This is a genomic window from Ensifer sp. Root278, assembly GCF_001429285.1.
In the GTDB taxonomy this organism is placed as follows: Bacteria; Pseudomonadota; Alphaproteobacteria; order Rhizobiales; family Rhizobiaceae; genus Ensifer.
Genome location: NZ_LMJJ01000025.1, coordinates 2,117 through 23,178, shown reverse-complemented (window position 1 = coordinate 23,178; position 21,062 = coordinate 2,117). Strand labels below are relative to the sequence as shown.

Annotated in this window: 22 protein-coding genes and 4 pseudogenes; 17 read left to right on the top strand and 9 right to left on the bottom strand. The window is 58.3% G+C overall.

The window, feature by feature from the left end:
• Window positions 1–108: 108 nt before the first annotated feature.
• Window positions 109–252, top strand: a pseudogene (locus ASE60_RS35760) (fumarylacetoacetate hydrolase family protein); the annotation flags it as partial.
• A 62-nt stretch (window positions 253–314) separates the two neighbouring features.
• Here the strand turns inward: ASE60_RS35760 and ASE60_RS19250 are convergent.
• Window positions 315–998, bottom strand: coding sequence for a hypothetical protein (locus ASE60_RS19250; protein ID WP_057252167.1), 684 nt, complete (start codon window positions 996–998; stop codon window positions 315–317).
• A gap of 89 nt (window positions 999–1,087) precedes the next feature.
• On the opposite strand from ASE60_RS19250, the gene ASE60_RS19245 reads away from it, so the two are divergent.
• Complete coding sequence (locus tag ASE60_RS19245) at window positions 1,088–1,732, top strand: TetR/AcrR family transcriptional regulator (protein WP_082615933.1); 645 nt, start codon at window positions 1,088–1,090, stop codon at window positions 1,730–1,732.
• Window positions 1,733–2,238: 506 nt separating this feature from the next.
• Here ASE60_RS19245 and ASE60_RS19240 read toward each other — a convergent pair.
• Window positions 2,239–3,282, bottom strand: coding sequence for an SDR family oxidoreductase (locus tag ASE60_RS19240; RefSeq protein WP_057252165.1), 1,044 nt, complete (start codon window positions 3,280–3,282; stop codon window positions 2,239–2,241).
• Between the two features lie 79 nt (window positions 3,283–3,361).
• Between ASE60_RS19240 and ASE60_RS19235 the strand changes: the two genes are divergently transcribed.
• From ASE60_RS19235 to ASE60_RS19210, 6 genes and pseudogenes are all read left to right on the top strand, one after another.
• Entirely contained in the window at window positions 3,362–3,760 is a 399-nt protein-coding gene (locus ASE60_RS19235; protein WP_057252164.1) for a MerR family transcriptional regulator, read from the top strand.
• 160 nt (window positions 3,761–3,920) lie between these two features.
• Window positions 3,921–4,861 (top strand): annotated as a pseudogene (locus ASE60_RS19230) (alpha-hydroxy acid oxidase); the annotation flags it as partial.
• A gap of 219 nt (window positions 4,862–5,080) precedes the next feature.
• The gene (locus ASE60_RS19225; RefSeq protein ID WP_034806062.1) at window positions 5,081–5,290 is read left to right on the top strand and encodes a cold-shock protein; all 210 of its coding nucleotides are present in this window, start codon (window positions 5,081–5,083) and stop codon (window positions 5,288–5,290) included.
• A gap of 124 nt (window positions 5,291–5,414) precedes the next feature.
• A complete protein-coding gene (locus ASE60_RS19220) occupies window positions 5,415–5,639 on the top strand; it encodes a hypothetical protein (RefSeq protein ID WP_057252163.1) in 225 nt (74 codons plus the stop codon).
• A 29-nt stretch (window positions 5,640–5,668) separates the two neighbouring features.
• Window positions 5,669–6,057, top strand: a pseudogene (locus tag ASE60_RS35755) (DUF6481 family protein).
• Between the two features lie 65 nt (window positions 6,058–6,122).
• Window positions 6,123–6,398 (top strand): hypothetical protein, encoded by a 276-nt coding sequence (locus tag ASE60_RS19210; RefSeq protein WP_057252161.1) that lies wholly within the window; start codon window positions 6,123–6,125, stop codon window positions 6,396–6,398.
• Between the two features lie 79 nt (window positions 6,399–6,477).
• On the opposite strand, the pseudogene ASE60_RS33920 reads toward ASE60_RS19210, so the two are convergent.
• From ASE60_RS33920 to ASE60_RS19195, 3 genes and pseudogenes are all read right to left on the bottom strand, one after another.
• Window positions 6,478–7,226, bottom strand: a pseudogene (locus tag ASE60_RS33920) (IS6 family transposase).
• A gap of 405 nt (window positions 7,227–7,631) precedes the next feature.
• Entirely contained in the window at window positions 7,632–8,519 is an 888-nt protein-coding gene (locus ASE60_RS19200; protein WP_057252159.1) for an NAD(P)-dependent oxidoreductase, read from the bottom strand.
• Between the two features lie 131 nt (window positions 8,520–8,650).
• The gene (locus ASE60_RS19195; RefSeq protein ID WP_057252158.1) at window positions 8,651–9,208 is read right to left on the bottom strand and encodes a DNA-3-methyladenine glycosylase; all 558 of its coding nucleotides are present in this window, start codon (window positions 9,206–9,208) and stop codon (window positions 8,651–8,653) included.
• Window positions 9,209–10,065: 857 nt separating this feature from the next.
• Between ASE60_RS19195 and ASE60_RS19190 the strand changes: the two genes are divergently transcribed.
• The 5 genes from ASE60_RS19190 (at window position 10,066) to ASE60_RS19175 (ending at window position 12,035) form a co-directional block, all read left to right on the top strand.
• Window positions 10,066–10,272: a CsbD family protein gene (locus ASE60_RS19190; protein WP_057252157.1), complete on the top strand. Its 207-nt coding sequence runs from the start codon at window positions 10,066–10,068 to the stop codon at window positions 10,270–10,272.
• 215 nt (window positions 10,273–10,487) lie between these two features.
• Window positions 10,488–10,883 (top strand): PRC-barrel domain-containing protein, encoded by a 396-nt coding sequence (locus tag ASE60_RS19185; RefSeq protein WP_057252156.1) that lies wholly within the window; start codon window positions 10,488–10,490, stop codon window positions 10,881–10,883.
• A 114-nt stretch (window positions 10,884–10,997) separates the two neighbouring features.
• On the top strand, window positions 10,998–11,354 hold the full coding sequence (locus ASE60_RS19180) for a hypothetical protein (protein WP_057252155.1): 357 nt from the start codon (window positions 10,998–11,000) through the stop codon (window positions 11,352–11,354).
• A 70-nt stretch (window positions 11,355–11,424) separates the two neighbouring features.
• Complete coding sequence (locus tag ASE60_RS35235) at window positions 11,425–11,574, top strand: hypothetical protein (protein WP_037422139.1); 150 nt, start codon at window positions 11,425–11,427, stop codon at window positions 11,572–11,574.
• A gap of 197 nt (window positions 11,575–11,771) precedes the next feature.
• The gene (locus ASE60_RS19175; RefSeq protein ID WP_057252154.1) at window positions 11,772–12,035 is read left to right on the top strand and encodes a hypothetical protein; all 264 of its coding nucleotides are present in this window, start codon (window positions 11,772–11,774) and stop codon (window positions 12,033–12,035) included.
• Between the two features lie 55 nt (window positions 12,036–12,090).
• On the opposite strand, the gene ASE60_RS19170 is transcribed toward ASE60_RS19175, so the two are convergent.
• From ASE60_RS19170 to ASE60_RS19155, 4 genes are all read right to left on the bottom strand, one after another.
• Complete coding sequence (locus tag ASE60_RS19170; RefSeq protein WP_057252153.1) at window positions 12,091–12,591, bottom strand: Hsp20/alpha crystallin family protein; 501 nt, start codon at window positions 12,589–12,591, stop codon at window positions 12,091–12,093.
• A gap of 25 nt (window positions 12,592–12,616) precedes the next feature.
• Window positions 12,617–13,021 (bottom strand): Hsp20/alpha crystallin family protein, encoded by a 405-nt coding sequence (locus ASE60_RS19165; protein ID WP_082615932.1) that lies wholly within the window; start codon window positions 13,019–13,021, stop codon window positions 12,617–12,619.
• A 10-nt stretch (window positions 13,022–13,031) separates the two neighbouring features.
• Complete coding sequence (locus ASE60_RS19160; protein ID WP_200964190.1) at window positions 13,032–13,526, bottom strand: Hsp20/alpha crystallin family protein; 495 nt, start codon at window positions 13,524–13,526, stop codon at window positions 13,032–13,034.
• Between the two features lie 562 nt (window positions 13,527–14,088).
• Window positions 14,089–14,589 carry an Lrp/AsnC family transcriptional regulator gene (locus ASE60_RS19155; RefSeq protein ID WP_057252151.1) on the bottom strand — a complete coding sequence of 167 codons (501 nt, stop codon included), beginning with the start codon at window positions 14,587–14,589 and terminating at the stop codon, window positions 14,089–14,091.
• Between the two features lie 228 nt (window positions 14,590–14,817).
• Here ASE60_RS19155 and ASE60_RS19150 point away from each other — a divergent pair, with 228 nt between their 5' ends.
• The 4 genes from ASE60_RS19150 to ASE60_RS34675 all read left to right on the top strand — a co-directional run bounded on the left by ASE60_RS19150 (window position 14,818) and on the right by ASE60_RS34675 (window position 20,412).
• Complete coding sequence (locus ASE60_RS19150; RefSeq protein WP_057252150.1) at window positions 14,818–16,854, top strand: hydantoinase/oxoprolinase family protein; 2,037 nt, start codon at window positions 14,818–14,820, stop codon at window positions 16,852–16,854.
• Window positions 16,851–18,587, top strand: a complete 1,737-nt coding sequence (locus ASE60_RS19145; protein WP_082615931.1) for a hydantoinase B/oxoprolinase family protein — start codon at window positions 16,851–16,853, stop codon at window positions 18,585–18,587. Before ASE60_RS19150 ends, ASE60_RS19145 begins: the two co-directional genes overlap by 4 nt.
• Window positions 18,577–19,875: a cytosine permease gene (locus ASE60_RS19140; RefSeq protein ID WP_057252148.1), complete on the top strand. Its 1,299-nt coding sequence runs from the start codon at window positions 18,577–18,579 to the stop codon at window positions 19,873–19,875. The genes ASE60_RS19145 and ASE60_RS19140 overlap by 11 nt, the downstream gene beginning before the upstream one ends.
• Window positions 19,876–20,274: 399 nt before the next feature.
• Window positions 20,275–20,412, top strand: coding sequence for a hypothetical protein (locus tag ASE60_RS34675; RefSeq protein ID WP_156414677.1), 138 nt, complete (start codon window positions 20,275–20,277; stop codon window positions 20,410–20,412).
• The last annotated feature ends 650 nt before the right edge of the window (window positions 20,413–21,062 follow it).

The following is a 21,062-nucleotide window of genomic DNA, read 5'->3' as shown; positions in this document are numbered from 1 at the left end:
CGGCACTCTGCTTCCTGGCGGGGTCGCTCTTCCGATTCCTACAGGACATCCGGCTGTCGCAAGGTGAACACGACGATCGTCAGTTGCGATGATCGCCGTGCTGGTGGAGGCGACGTCATCGCAAGCGGCAGCCCCGGTGGTGTTGGGGCCAAGTGCAATCCACCGCTTTGAACGAAACCCGGCGACGTTGTTGAAGTCGAAGTCGACAAGTTAGGAGTGCTCAAAAACTCAACCATCGACGAGGCAGCTTAGAAGGCCGAGCGTTCCTGATGCTTCGACGCTCGGCTATCTTGCGTTATTTCAGTCGGGCGAAGCTACCAGTTGTCGGCAGGTCGAGAATTTGCGAGATCACCATAATATGCAGACGGAAGTGCCTTCGCGAGGAACGAGAACTCCGAATGGCAATGGCGCATCAGCCCCAGTCCGATCTCGTCCGGGACAGGGTGGCCGCCCTTGTCGCTATCGAGACCAAGAACGAATCTGCTTCGCAGAACGAGGCCATCGGGCGTGTCCCGTGTGACGTGCATCATCCGGCCGCCTATTGGAATTCCATGCTCGTCAATCTCAACATCATCGCCAAAGCCAATTCCAGCGTAGAAAAGTGCGGATACGCCGCCCACCCGCTTTGCGGCATCGATGTCCGTGGCACTGAAGTATGCGGCTGGGCTTAGGAACTTGATGGTTGCTTTGACCGGAGGAACCTCTCCTAGCGACTCCGTCGCCCTGATCGTCGCGCCGATGTAGTTCTCCCCTTTTTTCCAAAGCTCGTCCCACCCAAAATGGCGCTTGTGATCAATCGGGTGCCACCAGCGAAGGTGTTCGTCGGTTTCAAAATACTTGAACCACCATTCCAGCATCGCTCCATTGCACCCTGGCATTATCGTTCTGCAGGCGACCGTGAGGGTGCCGGAGGCGAAGCGCTTGATACCCATTTCGAGTCTAATTGGGTCGGCGTGCAGCAGCGCGACAGGGATTGCTGCTTCCAAATCCTCTTGCATTTCCTATCTCCTATATTTAGGAAACGTGTGGCGTTTCCTAAATATGATCGGTATATCCTTCGTACGACGTTGGTCAAGGGGATCAAGATTTGGAAAAGCGAGCGAGAGGGCGTCCGGCCCGTAATCGGCTTGAGGTGGAAAACAAAATTCTCCAAGCCTCAACACAACTTCTCTTTGACCAGGGATTTGCCAAGTTCAGCATCGATGCGGTGTCGCGTAGCGCAGGAGTTGCCAAAAAGACTGTTTACGCTGTGGCGGCCAATCGTGAGGAACTGGTCGGGAAAATCGTAGCGTCTTGGACTGAGCAACTCCAAACGAGTGGAGATCACCGGCCGAGCGAGCCGCGTCCTGATCCGGGGAGCCTGCAAGAGCTATTGAGCAGGATATATCGGATCGCCCTATCCAAGGAAGCTGTAGCCCTTTTCCGTCTCATCTGTGCTGAAAAGGAGGGCCGAGAACGGCTGGCAGAAATCTATAATCGAAATGGAGTCGAGCGGGGAGTGCTGGCCGTGGCGAACTGGCTGCGCGAGTACCAAGCCGATGTCCAGTCATTTGATGTCATCCGATTTGCCCGGATGATCCTTGCTGCTCTGGTTGCTGAGCCCTTGCGCAGGGCCGCTATCGGCCTTGAAACGCCATGGAACGATAGCGATGAGGAGGTCACCGCACGGGTTGGAGAGTGCGTGGATTTCTACGCAAGTATATTGTTCAAAGAGTTGGGCACGGCACCATAGCGGCCATCGTGGCGCATCTGGCGTTAAAGTTTCGTGGCGGATGCCGAGGCGGTGTCACAGCAATTGGGTGGCGAGCGCGACGAATGCCGGATCAGATGGTGCGACAATCAATCGGCGCAATGTTCCGGGGTTGTAATCCACATGCATACCGCCGGGCGCATTGTTTTTTGCCGTCGCCCCGCCACGCTGGCTGGCCAAGCCGAAGCCGAAACCTGGTCAAACTCTGGAAGAATCGTTCCCGTTCCTGTTCACGTTGATGCCCCTTCACGTCTGAGTTGACGACCACTGATGAGCCAGCGTGAGTGTGGGTGATCGCGTTGCGATCGCCCAGTAGATCGGGCCACAATTAACCGAAGCGAAAATGAATCGACGCCTTCGTATCCGTGCGCGATTTCTAAGGAGAAAAGGGCACTAAGACCGAAATCAACGAATGTCGCCGGCCTTCAAGGGTCTTTGGCTGAAACCTCTGTCTTGGCTGTAGCCCTTTAACGCCGTATGGCGAGGTTTCAGCTAGGCAAGAAGCCGTGCGTACGGAACCAGGCCACTTCATCACGCAGGGTTTCGCTCACGGGCCGGAACTCCAGACCCAATTCTCGTGTGCTCTTCGCACAATCGTAGCGAGATCGGTCATTCTCCGTGGCAACTGTTCGCGCCATGGCCCAACTCAAGAGTACAGGCTTGCCAGTCATCCGCGCGTAGAGCTCATTGCCGGCGCCGATCAGGTAAAGCAAGAAGAGTGGAATGCGGCGGGTCGGTGCCTTGGCCCTGCTGGCTTGTGCGATCAACGGCAACAAATCGGCCATGGTCATATGCTGTCCGGCGGCGAGGTAACGTTCGCCGCGTTGCCCCCTGTGGCTAGCGAGGATCATCGCCCGCGCCACATCGCGCGCATCGACCACCGAGAAGGAGCCGGGTGGAACGCCGGGCAAGCGCTCGAGCGCCACATCCAGCACTGTTTGGCCAGCCGACGTCGGCCCGATATCCCCCGGCCCGTGCATCCAGCCCGGAAGCACCATGGCCGCCCAGAAATCGGGATGTTTGTCGAGAAAATCAAGCACCACGCGGTCCGACAGGATCTTGCTGCGGTAATAATCATCGGCGTCCCGCTCGTCCCGCAACATGGACTCGTCTATGGTTTGTCCCTTTGCACCGCGCAGCACTGCGACCGAGCTGGTATGGACGAAGCGCCGCACGCCGGCACGATAAGCGTGATCGAGCAAGCCACGCGTACCCGCGACATTGGCCGCGTAGAGCGCGTCCCAATGCTTCCCGCCTTTGTAAGAGTCCCGGAAATAAGCCGCTGTGTGGAAAACCACGTCGACGCCCCTAAGTGCGTCCGCAAAACCCGGCACGTCGAGCATATCGCCGGCGATGATCTCTAAATCCAGCCCGGCAAACTGCATTGCTGCTTTCTCGTGCGAGCGAACCAGCGCGCGCACGCCCCAGCCGTCGGCGATTAGTTCGCGGACCAGATTATTGCCCAGAAGGCCGGTTGCCCCAGTCACGAAGGCAGTCGGCTCATGGGAATCGTTATTAGGATAGTTCAGCATGAAAGTGTTCCACAATTGAGGGAACGCATCATATAAGGCTGGACTAAGGTCCATGGTCAACAGCTTAAGGTGTGAAAAAATGCTGATCGGAGAATTCGCCCAGCGAACAGGATTGAGCCAGGACACTGTCCGCTTTTATGTCCGCAAAGGTCTGCTCAGGCCGCAACTCGGCGCCAAAGGTGGTCGCAATCCCTATCAGATCTTCACTGCCCAGGACGCCTCGACGGTTCGGATGATCCGTTTCGCACAATCACTGGGTCTGCCACTCAAAGAGATCGCGGAGATTGCCACGGAACTGCAACGAGAGGGCTTATCGCCGGCGCGTGAGATCGAGATCATGGACGTCCAGCTCGTCAGGCTTGAGCAGAAGGCAACTGAATTGGCCGAACTGACCAATTACCTGCGGGCGAAGCGCGACTGGGTCGCGTGCGGCAAGCCGGGCGATGAACCGCGATTTACCGATGACAGGATTTGCTAACCTGCGAAACGCACGGAATCTTCGATCGACCAGCCGTCGGGCGCTATCGGCGAATGGCAGCGCTGGGTCGAAACGCGTCGATCGCAGCTTCCGAGGTAAGGTCTGGAAGTGGGCAAACCTGCAGCTCGGCGGCATGTATCATGTCCGCTTCTGTGATACCACCGTGCTCTGGGCCTATCTTGGTGACGTCGTGCTGGCCAAGGTGGCCAATGAGCGTCGAATTCCCATGATCATGAGTGGATCGTCGCTGACACGGCTCGAAGAAGTCGCCGCCACCGCCCCGGGCGCCTGGTTCCAGGCATATCTCCCGGGAGAACCAGATCGGATTGACGCGCTGGTCGACCGGGTACTACGCGCCGGTTTTCAGACGTTGGTACTCACGGTCGACACGGCTACTTTGGCAAACCGCGAGAACAATATTCGCGCCGGCTTCTCGACTCCTTTGCGGCCGAGCTTACGCTTGGCATGGCAAGGCATCACTCATCCCCGATGGACGATTGGAACCTTTTTACGCACTCTGGCAGTGCATGGCGTTCCACATTTTGAGAACTCCTATGGGGACCGTGGCGCACCGATCATCTCATCGAACTTCATGCGCGACTTCGGGCGGAGGGATCACCTGAATTGGGTCCATCTCGAGCGTATCCGCGCGCGTTGGCCGGGAAAGCTCGTCGTCAAAGGCGTTATGCATCCGGATGACGCGTTGCGGGTTCATGAGTTGGTGCGGATGGGCTGATAGTGTCCAATCACGGCGGCCCTCAACTCGACGGGACCATGTCGCCCTTAAGTGCGCTTCCTGCGATTGTTGCGCGGGTCGGCAACAAAACCGCTGTCATGATCGACGGTGGCTTCAGGCGGGGCACCCATGTAATCAAGGCAATCGCCCTGGGTGCGCGCTTCGTCTTTGTTGGGCGCCCATTCCTCTATGCGGCGGTCGCCTCCGGCAGTCCAGGTATCCTCAAAGCTATCGACATCCTAAAAACCGAAATTCATCAGAATATGGCGCTCCTCGGAGCCGTGGCGCTAGACGACATCGATGGCAGTTTTGTCGTTTGCCGTGATCGCGACAGCGCTGTATCGGCGTCTGGAAGTGTGAAATGAGCGCAATCTTAGGATGTATTCTGCATGTTGGAAAACTAATCGTTGACGCGGCAATCCAAGTCCCTTATAGATGCGGCATCGATCTTTTGCTTGCCGAGCTTTGTCTACCGCGCGATTGGCACCGCGCCTTAAGCGAACTTCCCTTTCAAAAACAGTCGGTTTCTACCTGCGCAGCATAGGCTGCGCGGTTCCTCACTCTATGCTTTGAAAGGGTTCATCATGACCACAGGCACAGTAAAATGGTTCAACTCCACCAAGGGCTTCGGCTTCATCCAGCCTGATAACGGTGGCGCAGACGCGTTCGTGCACATCTCCGCTGTCGAGCGCGCCGGAATGCGCGAACTTGTCGAAGGGCAGAAGATCGGCTTCGAGCTCGAGCGCGACAATAAGTCGGGCAAGATGTCTGCTACCAATCTGCAGTCCGCCTAAAATCGAGATTTGCTTCCCTTTGACCACGGATGTACTGGCACTGCCGGAAGCTGTTTCAACAAGGCCAGGCGTTTTGCCTGGCCTTTTTTGTTTCGGTTGCTAAGCCGAACTAGTTGAGGTTCCAATGATAGAAGCACACAGCAAATCCCGTCAGCAGGCGGAGATCGCCTTCATGAAAGTCCGGACGCAGTTCTTCTCCAAAAACAACGCGATAGAAGAGGTGGAATCCGTCGCTCAGGCCCGGGATGCCAAGTCTCTCCGGCTTCGAGAGGCACGTCTTGCAAAGGAGTTGGGCGACCGCTTGTCGGCGCCACCCTACCTCATCGCCAAACGCGCCAAGGCGCGCTGATCTCTGCTGCGCTCACTATTGGGATAAGAATGAAGAACGCCAGAAAAAACGAAGTCTCCGACCGCCGAGCCGCATCCGCTGACGCCAAAACTGCTCTCCTGAACGCCTACCGAGCGGCAAGGACTGCGGCGGAACCAGCTAGGATGGCAAGGCAGGCCGCGCGCAGCCATTGCCACCGCTCGTGAAGAGCGGCGTGTTGAACGCGAGCGTCTGAAGCTTGAGGAGCAAAAGCGTATCGAGACCGAGCCGAACCGAGCCGACAGCGCGGCAGGCAGCCGTTGAGGCGGCGGCAGTCACCGAAACCGAAGCGCGGGCGATCGCCGAAAATGCACGTATAGCGCAGGTGATCGAAGATGAGGCGGTGCGGAAGGCCAACCGCGACCGGCGCTATGCCAATCGCAAGGCAAGACAAGGATAGCTTTTGCTGCCACCCGACAGCATGGCGATGTCATTCTCGGGACACTCAAAACGAAAGGGAGCCCGATGGCACCGGATACGAATGAACTCCAGGCGATCAACACGTCGTGGCAAATCGCAATCCAGGAAATCCTGCGCATGGTCATACGTGACATGTACCGTGCCGGCGGCGAGGCAAATTTCAAGGCGCACATCAAACGCATCGAAGAGGCCGCCGTCGACAGCATCTATACCGATCTAAGACTTCGAGGAACCAATGAGTGGACCGAGTTGCTCGTCAAGGAACGGGCGAGCAATTTCGTAACCACCTTGCTGACGTCCTTTACCTACGACCGAGCCTGACCGGGTGCACGTACGCTAGTTGCGATCGGCGATGTCACGTTGCTTCATCAACGCCCGGACAAGGCTTTGGTCTGTGACCTCAGACTGTTGCGCCGGCCACGGCATTCCACTGCGCCATCGCGCGGGTCCGATGAATGTGGGTGGCGAGGGCTGAGCGTTTCTGGCGCGGCGGGACGAAGAGATTTCGGACTGCTGAAAAGACTGAGATGAAACGTTGCAGGCCGCCGGAAGATCGAAATCCCTGCATCATCCGCTCTCGTTTTCGAAGTGGCACGTGAGAATTCTCCGCGCGATTGTTCAGCCCCTTGTGCGAGCGGCGTTCTACAGCCGACATCACGTCGCGTCTTATAGCTCCATATGAGCGCTGCTTGTCGGTGACGATCCGTTTCGACGCCAAGCCTTGCTTCTTCAGCAGCCTGACCAGCAATCGCTTGGCAGCTTTGGTATCGCGCCGCTCCTGGACGACCTCGTCGAGAACGTAACCGTCCTCGTCAACGGCACGCCAAAGCCAAACTTGCGGCCGCCGATGGAAATCACGACCTCGTCCAGATGCCAGATATCCTTTCGCGACGGCTTCTTTCTGCGCAACTGTTTCGCATAAGCCGCGCAGAATTTGCGGCCCACCGCCGTATCGTTTCGTAGGACACGACAATGCCACGCTCCAACAGCATTTCCTCGACCAACCGCAGGCTCAAAGGGAACCGGAAGTACAGCCAGACCGCACGCGCGATAATCTGCGGGGGAAAGCGGTGGTTCTTGTAGCTGATGGTCGGTTCGCTCATCCCCCCAAAATATCCGCCAACCTTTAAGCCACCGACAACGCGACATCACCCACACAACGCCTTCAGGGAAGGCGTGTCGGCATGTTCGGGCGAGGCAAGTAGCTTCTTGGCAATGGACGCATGATTTGCCCCCGGCGCGGAATCCCCCTGGCGCCACCCAACACGGCCAGCCTTCACTTATGCACACTTCCCGTCAGCCAATCCGGCGATAAGTCTGCCACGCAATTTGCTCCGGTTACCAAGAATGCGGCCGTTTCTTTCTGCCTCGGCCGAAAAGCGAGGGGCAACATGTAGATAACGGCGGCGGAACTCATGAAGAGCTCTGCGCCAATTCCTATGCATCCGCAGATCCGCCTAAACCTTGCGTGTCCGCGATCCGGGCGAGAGCGCGCATAGACGCTTCGATGTCGTGCTCGACGCCGGAGAAAGCCGCGCCGTTAACAGCCGCCTCTCACTTGATGCCGTTCGCCTCGGCGACGAAATCCGACAGCATCGGCACGTATTCCTCGCCGCGACCAGCTCCGACCGCCTGGGCGAAGGAATTCCTGACTGCGGCCCCGATCGGGTTCGCGACGCCGCTCGCATTGGCGAAGCCGGCGAGATAGCTCATGTCCTTGAAGCCGTTGCGGATTGCGAACTTGTGGGCGTTCGGGTCACGCTCCAGCACCCAGCGGAAGAACGTCTGATAGAAGGGGCAATCCATGCGGCCCCCTCGGATGACGCTGTCGAAGACTTCCGGGGTGAGCCCCGCTTTGCGTCCGAGCATCAGCGCCTCGGAATAGAGCGCCGCATAGCCCATCGAGAGAAAGTTGTTGAGCAGCTTCATCGTGTGGCCGGTGCCGGTTGGGCCTGTGTGGACGATTCTGCCGGCGAAGCATTCGAGCACGGGCCAGACACGGCGCACGTCCTCGTCCGCGCCGCCGACCATCACATCGAGCGTACCGGCGGCGGCGTCCGCCGGGGTACGGCTGAGCGGCGCATCGATGAGGGTAATAGCCTTGCCGGCAAGGTTCGCAGCGAGTTTTGTGGTGACGGAGGGATCGGAGGTCGAACAATCGACGATGGTGAGCGGCTTGCCGGCGGAAGCGATGCCGTCCGGGCCTTCAATCACCGAGAGGACTTCCGGCGAGCCGGTTACGCAAAGGATGATGATGTCGCAACACTCGGCCATATCGCGCGGTGTTGCTGCCTCCGTCGCGCCCTCGGCGACCAGCGCGTCGACCGGCGCGCGATTGCGATGCGCCATCACGCAAAGCGGCGAGCCCTTCTTCAGGATATTCGCCGCCATGCCCTGACCCATCAGCCCGAGCCCGATGAAGCCCACATTTGATTTCGTCATTTGGTCGCCTCCACTGATTGGCTATCGAGATTACGATGATTCTGGGTCGGGGCCCGAGAGTCATTGAACGCGATCGATTCCGACAAGTCGAGCCTCGGGATCAGGCTAAAAACGGCGCAGGCGTTTCCGCGCTAGAATTTACGGCTGACGAAGGGCGAGTTGGCGAGCCCGAAACGCCACGGGTGTTCCACCGCCTTCGTAACTCCCACACGGATACCGCTGGAGATCGGCGGACGCTGAGCCGGTAGGTGGAGGTGAAACGGCTCCTGCCAAAGCGGCAGGCCATCCTGCGCTCTATTGATCGCCAGCGCCTGGCCGAGGCGTCCCGGCCCGGAGCACAAGAGCCTGTCCTTACTAACACCCCTCCGCGCTTGCATCGCCTCGATGCCCCACTTCGGCTCGATCGCGCGGATCAAGACGGCGCTGCCGGGCAAGCAAACGAAGTTGAGACACCAATGGAGGCCATAGGAGAGATAAACATAGGTGTGCGCCGGCGGACCGAACATCGCTCGATTTCGGTCGGTGGCGCCGGCGAAGCTGTGCGACGCGGCGTCATCGAGCAGATATGCCTCGGTCTCGACAATAATTCCGCCGACGCCGGACACCGCGAATTCGGCGCCGATCAGGTCCGCCGCCACCTCGACGGCGGGGCGCAGGAAAAACTTGGCATCCCACCTCAATCGATGCACCGCAGGGTCCTAGCCTCCATCTTTGCATGATGGTCTACTGGATCATTCCTTGGATAGGAATCGATTTAAGGGATCAGGCGGCAATTCACAGTGCCACATCACCACGCTGTCGACCGGCGGAATTCACCTCCGCACGCAACACGCGCTTCCGGTGCTGCTCGCGGCCAGAGGGTGGGCCTCAGCCTCTTCCCTTTGCCAGCGGCAGTGGGATCGTAGCGACGCCACCGCATCTTTTGGGAAACAGATCAGGGGCATCGCGTGACGATACGAGGTGCGACCTTTGGGTGTCACGGACGGCCATAACCGGTCTTGCTCTTGTCGTGCATGGTTTGCAACGAGCGCCGCCAAATATGGACCGTGGCGAAACGCTGGAATTGGTCTGGACCGAGCGAGGAGGGCCTGCAGTCGCGCAGACCGAGACAGAGGGTTTCGGGACAAAGCTTGGCAAGCTCACTGTCGAAAAACAGTTCCGCGGAGAGATCATTCGCATCTGGGACCCTAAGGGTCTCGTCGTTCGGCTGATCGTTCCGAAGGATCGATTATTAGAACGAATAGGCGCGAGCGCAGCGAAGCCACCGTCAACATCACGCGGGTCATCCTCCGCAGATCTTATGTACCCCCCGCCAACGGCCGATCTCGCCTAACTTTGGCCGGCAACAAACCTTTGCTCTTTTGGTTCGTACGTCTCCCTCACCAATCCCTTTCAGCGGTTTCCTAGCACGCGGGCCCGTAAGATCCGCTTATCGGCCGAAGTGCGAGCCCGCTAAACCGCGCTCTGACATATTCTCTGGCGATCGATCGAACCAATTCCGCCGATGTGAGTTGTTAGTACAGGCACCATTTCAGGAGGAACGCACATGGATTGGAATCGGGTCGAAGGCAATTGGAAGCAGTTCAAGGGTAAGATCAAGGAGCAGTGGGGCAAGCTCACCGACGACGATCTCGACGAGATCGCCGGGAAACGTGATCAGCTCGAAGGCAAAATCCAGGAACGCTATGGTCTTGAGAAGGACCGCGCCAAGCGCGACATTGACGACTGGTACAGCAAACAGGATGATTGGTAAGGGTCCTCTCTGGCATAATCGAAACCCGCCGTCGGCGGGGTTGGATTTCCACCGGTCCGTTGTGCGTGATCGACGCACAAGCAGTTGCGCACCCTCCGTGGTTCTTGGTCGAACTACCGGGTGCGCAAATCATCCGTAATTCACTGAGGACGTTGGAACTTTAACAACCGTCACGGCGTTTTCGGGTTCCTGAACATCATCAAAGGAGTGGGACCATGCGACGCATTCTAATTGCTCTTGCAGCGACAACGATGATGGTTGGAGCGGCTGCCGCGCAGACGGCGGAAACCGCCACCACGGAAACCTTCGTTACCGCCAAGCCGACCGATGTGTTGAGCTATAACCTGGTCAATCTCAATGTCACCAACAATGCCAACGAGACGATCGGGGAAATCAAGGATCTGATCCTGTCGGAAGATCAGCTGACGGGTTACATCGTATCGGTCGGCGGGTTTCTCGGGATGGGCGATCGCTACGTGATCGTGAGCCCGAAGTCCGTCAAAATCACCTATGTCGAAAACGACAAGAAGTGGACGGCGGTGATGGACGCGACCAAGGATCAGCTCAAGGCGGCCCCTGAGTTCAAATACGAAGGCCGCTGGGAACGCTAATCCGGGCGACGACCAAATATGAAAAGGTTCTGGAACTGACCTTTTCATTCGCAAGGGGCCAAGGATTTTTCCGCGACACGTGGATTGTACAAGGCCTTTTTAAGGACGCTTTGAATGGCCAAGCTCTCGAAGCCCGCCGCTCCGGCTGTCGGCGATACCCAGGACGCCCTGGAAAAGCAGATCGCGACGCTTCGCCATGAAGTGGCAAAGGTCAACAAGCTGCTTGCGGATCGAACGAACGGCGTGTTGGATCAAGCGCGCGAGCGGGCAGCCGATCTTTACGAGGATGTGTCGAAATCGGCGGCGGGGGCGGCGAAGCAAATGGGCACGCAGGCCCGGGCGGTATCAGAGGCCGCTCGAAAGAACCCGGGCACCACAACGACTTTGCTCCTTGGGGTCGGCATACTCAGTTTCCTCCTGGGGGTGGCTGTCGGGCTGACTTTTTCGGATCCGCGTCGCCGTTGGTATTGATGCAAACTCATCAAAACTTGGGTCGGATAATCGCTCTTCCCTCCACTTGTAAAAGGCAAGATTGGCTCTCATGCAGCAAAACAACACTCTCTACCTGATCATCGGCGGCCTGGTTGTCGCCGTTATAGTCCTCGGCGTCTACCTCTATCGCGAGGAAACGAAGCCGGCCGGCGTTGAACTGCGGCTTGACCGGAATGGCGTGTCCGTTCAGGAAAACTGAAGCCCAAGGCAGAGGGGAGGCAGTCGACCCAGCGTTCATCAGCCGTTTCCATGGTCGCGACTTCCACCGGTTCGGTCCCGAGGGTTCTCACCCAATTACGATCGCAACGTCGCCACGCTGACTGTTTAAAATGCGCGCTCTTGGTGATAGTTTTGCCATTCGAGCATGCACGTGGACGTGTGGTCGGAAGAAGATCGATGATCGGTGATAATTCGCGAATAGTCTCCGAAGAGGAGTTTGCTCTCTACGATGCCATTGAACGAGCGATCGCGAATGTGCGCGCGGCTCTTGCTGAAATCGATCGCGCCTGGGTTCGCATCACTGCGGAACGGCCCAATCCGACTGCGGCTGCTTTCGCGGCTCTGGAGACGGCAGACGAGATGCTGACCGTCGCCCGCGAAGATCTCGCCCGCGCCCGCGCTTCGCTCATGGCGTATCCTCGGACGAGACACATGCAGTAATCGTAAGAGATGCGACGGATTTCGTCCGCCGCATCTCACGACCGTGAAGCGGATGTCAGGTCGCCTTCACCTCGATCTTTCTCACAGCCGACAGCGCTTCCTCCGTTTTTGGGAGCGTCACAGTCAGGACACCGTTCTTGAATTGCGCGGCGGCCTTGTCCGTGTCGACGCCCGACGGTAGCGGAATCGAGCGGTAGAACGACCCGTATGAGCGTTCCAACAAGTGATACCCCTTCTTGCTCTCTTCTTGCTCACTCCTCTTTTCTCCCTTGATCGTGAGCGCGCTGTCCGTCAGGGAAACATCGACGTCCTTCTGATCGATTCCAGGAAGTTCCACCGAAACCTCAAGCGCACTCTCGGTTTCGGCGATGTCCGTTCGCGGCCCACCGGTCTCCCAGCGCCCGAAAGCGCCGAACGGTTGATCGAACCGCTTCCAGAAATCCTCGAAGATACGGTTCACATCGCGCTGCAAAGAAAAGACGGGGTTTCCCTCGTCTGACTTCGCAATTTCGCTTCCCTTGGTATTGCCCCAGGGGATCAGATCTCTAATCTGCATGGTCAACCTCCTTTCTCCGGACGAATTACGCCATCTTCAGCTGGATCTTTCTCGCCTTGGCCGGCGCGGCCTTCGGAAGGACCAGCCGTAGGACGCCGTTCTTCTGCGATGCCTCGATACTGTCCCGATCGATATCCTCGGACAGGGTGAAGACGCGCTCATAATTGCCCGCGCCATATTCGGCGTAGATTTGGCGATAGTTGTCATGCTGCTGGTCCGTCGCGTAGCCGCGAATCGCCAGCGTCCGCTTCTCGAGCGTGATGTCGACACCCTCCGAGGCGACGCCGGGCATGTCGACGAGAACAACGACATTGTCCTCTGTCTCATAGATATCGGTGCGCGGGACAAACAGCGGGCGCGAATGGGTCGGTTCGCCACCGTCAAGCTTGCTTGGGGCCCGGCGCTCGGTCGTTTTCAGTTCCTGAGCCATGTTTGCCTCCTTATCCTTTGATCTGGATCTTCTTCGGCCGATCCGTCTCAGGCCGGTGCAGTTCGACTTCGAGTAGCCCGTTGGCGAAGCGCGCCTCGACCTGTTCCGGATCGATGCGGAAAGGCAATTGCACCGTTCGAGAGAAGTTTCCGTACACTCGCTCGCGCCGGTGCCAGACGGACCTCTCGTCCTGCGCCGGGGATCCGCGTTCGCCCGTCAATGTCAGCGTGTTCTCGCGAACCGTGAGATCGACATCGTCAGGCGCGATCCCAGGCAATTCAGCAGTCACCGCCACGCTGTCCTCACCCATCCAGAGGTTGACGGGTGGAAACTCCTGGGCGGCTTTGGCTGTCATGTCGGACAAGCGCTGATTCATTTCCTGCTGCATGCGCCGCATTTCCAGAAACGGGTCGAACCCGATGCGGCCAAAATCCGATACCAGCATGTGCATCCTCCTTCGTTTCTTAATCAGCCATGTTGCTTGCGACGTGCCAAGCACGTGCATGCCGGAGCCGAATGGATCGGAGGCGGTCGGGACCAGACGATGAGAAGACCGAGACGGTCGATCGCACACCGCGTTACGCAAGAAGGTGGGGGGTCGGGCAGACGCCGGACCATATCCTCCTTGCGAAGCGATATGAACCGAACCCGGTCCAACACATGAGTGGACCATCGTTCCCGTGCCAGGACCCGAGAGGGGCATCCGGCAAAAATGAGGTAGGTGAGCAAAACGCGCGTTTCAAGGGCCGACGTTGCTTGAGAGTAGTTCATTCTTTGCTCGGGCGGGCTCTGATCTCACCGAACGCGCGGCCTGGCTTTTGGGTTTTGATCGTTTCCTAGCCGGTGCCTCGATCAGCTCCTCTGGGGCTCGCGGACACGCGATGCGTGCTCGGGCGGCGTCAGCCGTCTAAACACCAGCCGCCATCCGGGAGGGGTGACGTTTGGTACGCTCCTGCGATTGTTCATGTTATGTGCGTCTGGGATCGCATAATGTATCGACTGGAACGGAGCTTCCGAGCTCTCCGTCTGAGTTCCACTGAGCCTCTACAGGAAGGTAGAGCTTGCCCTCACGTACCCGATTTCCATTTCATCGCTTCGAGCGGGTAGCCGACAAACCATTTCGGTCTGCTCAAGATGACGTGCATGCGGATATAGCGAATACCTATATCGGCGGCCATCATCTCGTTAATCAGCCGGTCGATTTCCGGGATGTCCGAACAGACGACTAGGGCTATGAAATCCGGATCCCCACCAACGCGCATGCAGTCGACGACCTGCGAGAACCCGATGAATGCGCGCTCGAACCCGGTAATGGTCTCGGGCCGGATATTGTCCATGTGCACCATGAAGTAGGCTTGCACATTGTGGGTAATGCGATCGAGATCGGTTGCGATGATGTAGGCCTGAATGCAGTTCGCCGCTTCCAATGCCTGCACTCTTTTCAAGCAAGCGCTCGGCGAAAGACCAACGCGGTTTGCGAGTTCCAGGTTGGTTATCCGGGCATCTCTCTGGAGTTCGATCAGAATCTTGCGGTTGATTTGATCGAGCTCGATCGACTTCTTCGTCATTTTAGGTCCTTGTGAACAATCTTCTCTTCCGCCCGTCCGCCAGGAAATTTATGGCGGCATCGCATCCGATATTCGAGATTTCATTCGCCGCCTCTTCTCCTAAGTTTTTCTGAGAAAACGGGCCGAAGTCAAATCGGCCTGATGGGGAACAGGGACGGTTCATTTACATCCGGGTTGCGAAGGACGCAGCCGGCGGAGCCGACCTCTTGCAAACTAAGGAGGTAGATCTTGCGTCTAGCAGTCGATGTTGGCGGCACATTCATTGACTTCGTCTATCATGACGAGTTGACGGGTGAGGTTCGCACAGAAAAGGTCCGTTCGGCCGGAACATTGAGCGGTCGTCTTGTGGAAGGCATCCGGGCGCTCGGGGCGGATATCACCTCTCTGCCGACGATTGTTCATGGAAGCACCATGGTGCTCAACTCAATCGTGCAGGAGAAAGGTGCGCGTGTCGGGCTCATCACCACGAAGGGATTTCGGGACGTTCTCGAACTCGCCCGCGGCAACAGAGCGGAGATCTACAATCTCTTCTACAAGCAAGCCACACCGCTCGTTCCGCGGTACCTTCGAATGGAAGTGTCCGAGCGGGTCGATTTCCGTGGCGTCGTCGTCGAACCACTCGACGAGCAGGAACTGATAGCGTCTGTCGAGACACTGGTTGCGCAAGGCGTCGTCAGTATCGCTTTGTGCTTCCTCAATGCCTACGCCAATCCCGAGCATGAGCTACAGGCAACCCGCCTCATCGGGAAGCTCTATCCCGATATCTTCGTATCGATTTCGTCGGATATTGTTCGAGAGCGACGGGAATTCGAGCGCACGAGCACGACCGTACTGAACGCGTTCACCCGACCTCGCTTTAGCGGGTACCTGGACCAAGTTGGTCGTCGCCTTGCAGAGGAGGGTTTCTCGGGCGCTTTGACCGTGATGCAGTCCACTGGCGGCATCACCTCCACAGAAATCGCCAGCAAGGTCCCAGTGCGGGTGGTCCAGTCCGGGCCCGCCGGGGGCGTTATTGGAGCAACGCGCCTCAGTAGCCTGATCAATCAAGGGAATATGGTCGTTGGCGATCTCGGCGGGACGACGTTCGACGTCTCGCTGATTAGCGAAGGTCAATATTCGGAGCGCAGCGACGTCAGCATCAATCGTCGCCCGATCATGCAGCCGAGTATCGATATCGTCTCGATCGGCGCGGGTGGCGGCAGCATCGTCAGTATCGATGAGGAAGGTGGCCTGCGGGTCGGTCCTGAAAGCGCACAGGCCGAACCGGGTCCGATCTGCTACGGCTTCGGCGGTACGCAGATAACCTTGACTGATGCTCTGGTGACGCTCGGCTATTTTGATCCTGCCGTGTACATGGGCGGGCGTATTGCCCTCGACACGAACTCCGCTGAAGCGGCGATCAAGAACCAGATTGCTTCGCATCTGGGCCTCAGCTCTGAAGAAGCCGCGTCCGGTATTGTGCGGATAGCGACGACGAACATGGCCTACGCCATTCGCCAGGTGACAATCGAACGCGGTTTTGATCCGCGCGAGTTCGCTATGCTGTGCATTGGCGGCGGCTGTGGCCTGTTTGCTGGCGGTCTTCTCGATGAGCTTGAGTTCAAGTCGGTAATCGTCCCGAATATGCCAGCGGTGTTTTCCGCCTGGGGTCTGCTGAATGCCGATTATCGCGAAGACGTCTCGCGCACGCTTCTGACATCCCTGGACGACAAGACCGGGCCACTGCTGGCAGACGCTTTCGGCGAAATGGAGGAGCGTACGCGCGCGGCTCTCGCCACGACGACTGCCGCATCGATCCGCATCGAGCGCTTCTGTGAGATGCGGTACACCGGTCAGGCGCATACGATTAAAGTCTCGGTGTTCGCTGACGAAATTTCATCAGAGACGACCGGCCTCGCTGGCCTTAGAACCCGGTTCGAAGAGGCCTACGCGCGCCAGTACCGCCACATCCTTCGCGACAGTCCGGTCGAAATAACGGCGGTTCGCCTTGCCGCGATCGGGGAAACCGAAAAGCCGCAGGTGAGCGAAGTGCTTGCACGGAGCGCCTCGGATGAAGCCAGCCTGATCGGCAGCCGCGACATTCATTTTGGTTCAAAGGCTGCGCAGCTCCAGTTCGCTTTGCACGACCGCGCACGGCTAAGGTGCGATGACGTAATCCAGGGCCCGGCTGTGATCGAGGAGTGGAACAGTACGGTTGTCGTTAATCCTGGGCAGCAGGCGACCGTTGACCGTTATGGCAACCTCATTTTGGAGAAGCTGAAGTGAGCATCGATCCCATTACAAGACAAGTAATCCGAAACGCGCTGCGCGCCGCGGCAGGAGAAATGCAGACCAGCCTGATCAAAACTGCGCACTCGCCCTTGATCTACGAGGTCCAGGACTTCGGCGTCGCGCTGACGGACGCCCGCGGTCGCCTGGTCGGCGAAGGTGCGGCACTCGCGGGCTTTCTCGGCTGCCTGCCACCCACGATCCAAAAAGGTCTCGAAGTGTTCGGTCCGGACGGCTTCGAAGAAGGCGACATCATTCTCGCGAACGAGCCCTATGATACGGGAACGCACATCAGCGACACCGTTCTCTACATGCCGGTCTTCTTCGAAGGACGACTGGTCGCTTTCACCGCAATCATGGCGCACTGGGCCGATATCGGTGCGTTTGCACCAGGAGGATGGTGCCCATCGACGACCGACGTCCACCAGGAAGGCCTGATCTTCAATCATTTGAAGCTTTACGATGCCGGCCGCCTCAACAAGGAAATGCTACGGCTCATCCTGCGTAACGTTCGTACACCAGAAGCAGTCAATGGCGATCTCAACGGGCTGATCGCCTCATGCAATACCGGCGCCATGCGGTTCCAGGAACTGTGCCGTCGATATGGCGTTGAGACGCTGAACGGTGCAATCGAAGAAATCTTCGAAAACTCCGAAGCCCGGATGCGGCGCGAAGTCAGCGAGATTCCGGATGGCGTCTACCATGGCGAGGCGTATCTCGATCATGACGGCGTCGAACGCAGCAAGCGCCACCGCATTGCCGCAACGGTGACGATCCGAGGCAGCGAGATCGAAATCGACTTTGACGGCTCCGATCCCGTCGCACGAGGGCCGGTCAACCACCCGCTCGTTGGTACCCGAGCGCTCTGCGCGACGGTTCTTAAATGCGTGACTATGCCCGACGATGCGACGAATGACGGGCATTTGCGTGTCGCCACTGTCAAAGCACCGCGGAACTCCATCGTCAGCCCGGAGTATCCCGCACCTTGCGACAGCTATGGGTATGTTGCGGAGCTGGTGGAATACGTCGTTCTCAAGGCCTTAGCCCGTGCCATTCCGCACCGCATTCCTGCTCCGAGTTACCAGATGTATGCCTACCATCTGGTGCGAACAGGGGAGAGTGAACATGAGCCGTTCATCTGCGCCGAGCCGGTCGATGGCGGCGGCGGTGCATTCCCTTTCGATGACGGGCCGAGCGGGATCATGTTCCTCGGTAACGGCGATGCTCCGAATTCTCCGATCGAGATCTTGGAAGCGAGTTACCCAGTTCGCTTCACGCGCTACACGTTCAATCCAGAAAACCGTGGCGTCGGAAAGTATCGCGGAGGATTTGGTGTGATCCGCGAACTCATGGTGACCGAAGACAAGGCCTACTTGCAGGTTTCGACCGAGAACAATGCAAACCCTCTTTGGGGCCTGGCAGGTGGCGGCGACGCAGGTCGGTCAAAGACAGTCGTCACGTTCCCGGATGGGGCGGAACACACCTTTGATGACAGAGTGGGCGACGTGGGCCCGTTGGAGGCCGGAACGTTGATTTCCATGTATACCGCTAATGGTGGGGGATGGGGCGATCCTGGTGACCGCGACCCAATGCGGATCGCCGATGACGTCGTCAACGGCTTTTTCACCGCGGAGGAAGCCGCGGGCAGCTATGGCGTCGATTTGGGACGCATCGAAGAGGCACTGAGGCAGCGCCGGTCTGAGATGTCGGAGGTGAAGCATGCGCGATAACGATATCGTAGAAGATTTCCTGCTCCGTCCCGTTCCTGAAGCGGAGACGCTCTCCGGGTTAAAGATTGCTACTGTGCTTATCGCGCTCGGCTTGACCTTGCCGGTCTTTACGATGGGGTCACAGATAGTATTAGCTCAGGGGCTACTGAACGGCAGCCTCATCATCACTGTCGGGTGCGGTATTACCGCGCTCCTCGCTCTTGTCACGTCTCTAATCGGTGCGCGGCTTCGCGTCTCGACCTACGTCCTTCTGACAATGGTATTTGGCCAGGTTGGCGGAAAGGCGCTTAATCTAATGTTCGCGGCGATGCTCATTGGCTGGTTCGCCAATGTGGCGGACCTGTTGAGTGTCCAGCTAAGCAGCGCAGTTGCTGCGACCTACGGAGTTTCGATCCCGCCGATCGCCTACTCGACAGTAGCACTGGTCCTGATGACCCTGACGGGAACGTTTGGATTCCGAATGATGGAGCGCTTCGCTTCGTTGATCGTACCTTTGCTCTTTGCATTCATGATCTACGTCCTGTTTCTGGCGTTTGGAGACGGTCGTATCGGCGCGGCTGTTCTCAAGAGCGGCGATGGTTCTCTCACTGTCGTAGATGGTTTGTCCGCTGTCGTCGGCTCGGTCATTTTGGCGGGTGTCCTCGCGCCGGACTTCACCCGCTATGCTCGAGATGGAAAGGCAGCGACCCGTTCGGTTCTCGCACTCGCTATCGGCTATCCCCTCATCATGCTGATCGCCGCAATCCCCGCTCTCGTGGTCAATTCGGCCGATACGATGGATGTCATGATGAAGCTAGGACTGCCGAGTCTGGCCCTGGTCGTCCTCGCGCTCTCGACCTGGTCGAGCAACACCGGAAACCTCTACTCGTCAACGCTGACGCTTGCGACTGTGCTCACGAAATGGCCCATTTGGCGGCTGGGCTTGATCGGGTTCGTTTGTGCCTGGCTTGCTGCCTACTTCAACGCCTCGGCCTACTTCGTTCCCTTTCTCGTTTGGATGGGTGTTGCAGCCATTCCCGTTGCAGGCGTCTATGTCTCCGCGTATCTCGTCCATCGCTCGGCCCCACAGCAGCTTGCCAATGGTTCCATCCAGTTCAAAACGAAGAACTTTGGAGCCTGGTTGCTCGGGACCGTGGTTGGGAGTGGGAGTGTTATGACGGCTGGGTTTATTGTACCGGTCCCGGCTCTTGAAGGTCTCGCCGCCTCCGTTTTCGCTTTCTTGCTGCTCCATAATCGGGACCTGCTTCCGGCAAATAGGCGCAGGAGCGAAGATCCGACTGCCGCCTAGCATCGCGAGAAAGCGTGCTGGGTAGGGGCGATCAGCCGCTGCCCAGCACCTCTCCACGCGGAACCGGGGTTCCCAGATTCTCGAATAGCAACACGTTTGTCGCCGGCCGCGGATTCGATTCGGCTCAAGGCGACGGACGCATCGAGACAACTGTCGCAGGGGCCGCCGGTGAAAGCTCGACAACGAAGAGGCCCTGACCATGTCCTTGTCGGGGCGGCCGGGCCAGCGGACAGCGGTGTAATGCGTCGAGCGCGACATCGCCGATGAAGAATGTGGTGATGCGATTGATCCCGCGCCTGCCGCGGCCGCCACCTTTTGGTTGAAGGTCGTGCTGTCGCCTGGTTGTCCGGGCCTTTGCCGATGACTATGTGTGCGGCAGGCAAGAAAGGATCAGACCCAATGCGTATTGTCACATTGTTGCTCGTACTCTCCGCGCTCGTCGGATGCTCCCAGACGGCCGGCGGTCCGAGCAGTGTCAGAGAAGATTACTACGGCGGCGACGGCGGGTTCTATGCGGGCGCGGTTGCCCCGCGCTGATGCGGCGCTGGCGGCTCTGCGAGTGCGCTGCTGATGTCCGTGAAAACTCCGACAGCGGCTGGGGCTGACCAGCCGTATCGGGTAGCATGACGGGGCATTGCCTGATCCTCGCCCCTAGTGGCGCCGAACGTCGCCACGGCGACACTGTGAGGACCGCGAAGCGATTTTTGCTGAGCCTTCAAGAAATCACGGATCGCGTTTGCTTCATTTGTTCCCACATCGATAATGAATGCGCTCGAGCAGGGCGCTTGGAGGACTGTCAAAACGGTAGGATCTGGGTCGGGGAAAACTGCAGCGCTTGGGCCCCGCAATGGCGGTAACTGAGACGTAGCGTTGCGTAGTCCGATCAGAAAAGGTCCTGACTGCATCTCCTCGGGTTCACTAAATGTAGAATTGTCCCAGGTGACCAGGAGCGTTTTGGGAGCTTTGCCAATGAGCACCTCATCAACGTCGATATCGAAGCGCGCGAAATCGGTCTTCTTCTTGGACAGAATTTTTCGCAACTCCGGTGTTAGATCCTTTGAATTGGCGAGTTCAGTACTGAATGCCCGCCGCGGATGGAGCGGGATGCGGCGCGAGTACCATCGGTGTTCCGCACCCCGCTTTACTGACCCCGGGGAGGGTTAGCGAACGTAGATCGTCAGCCCGCC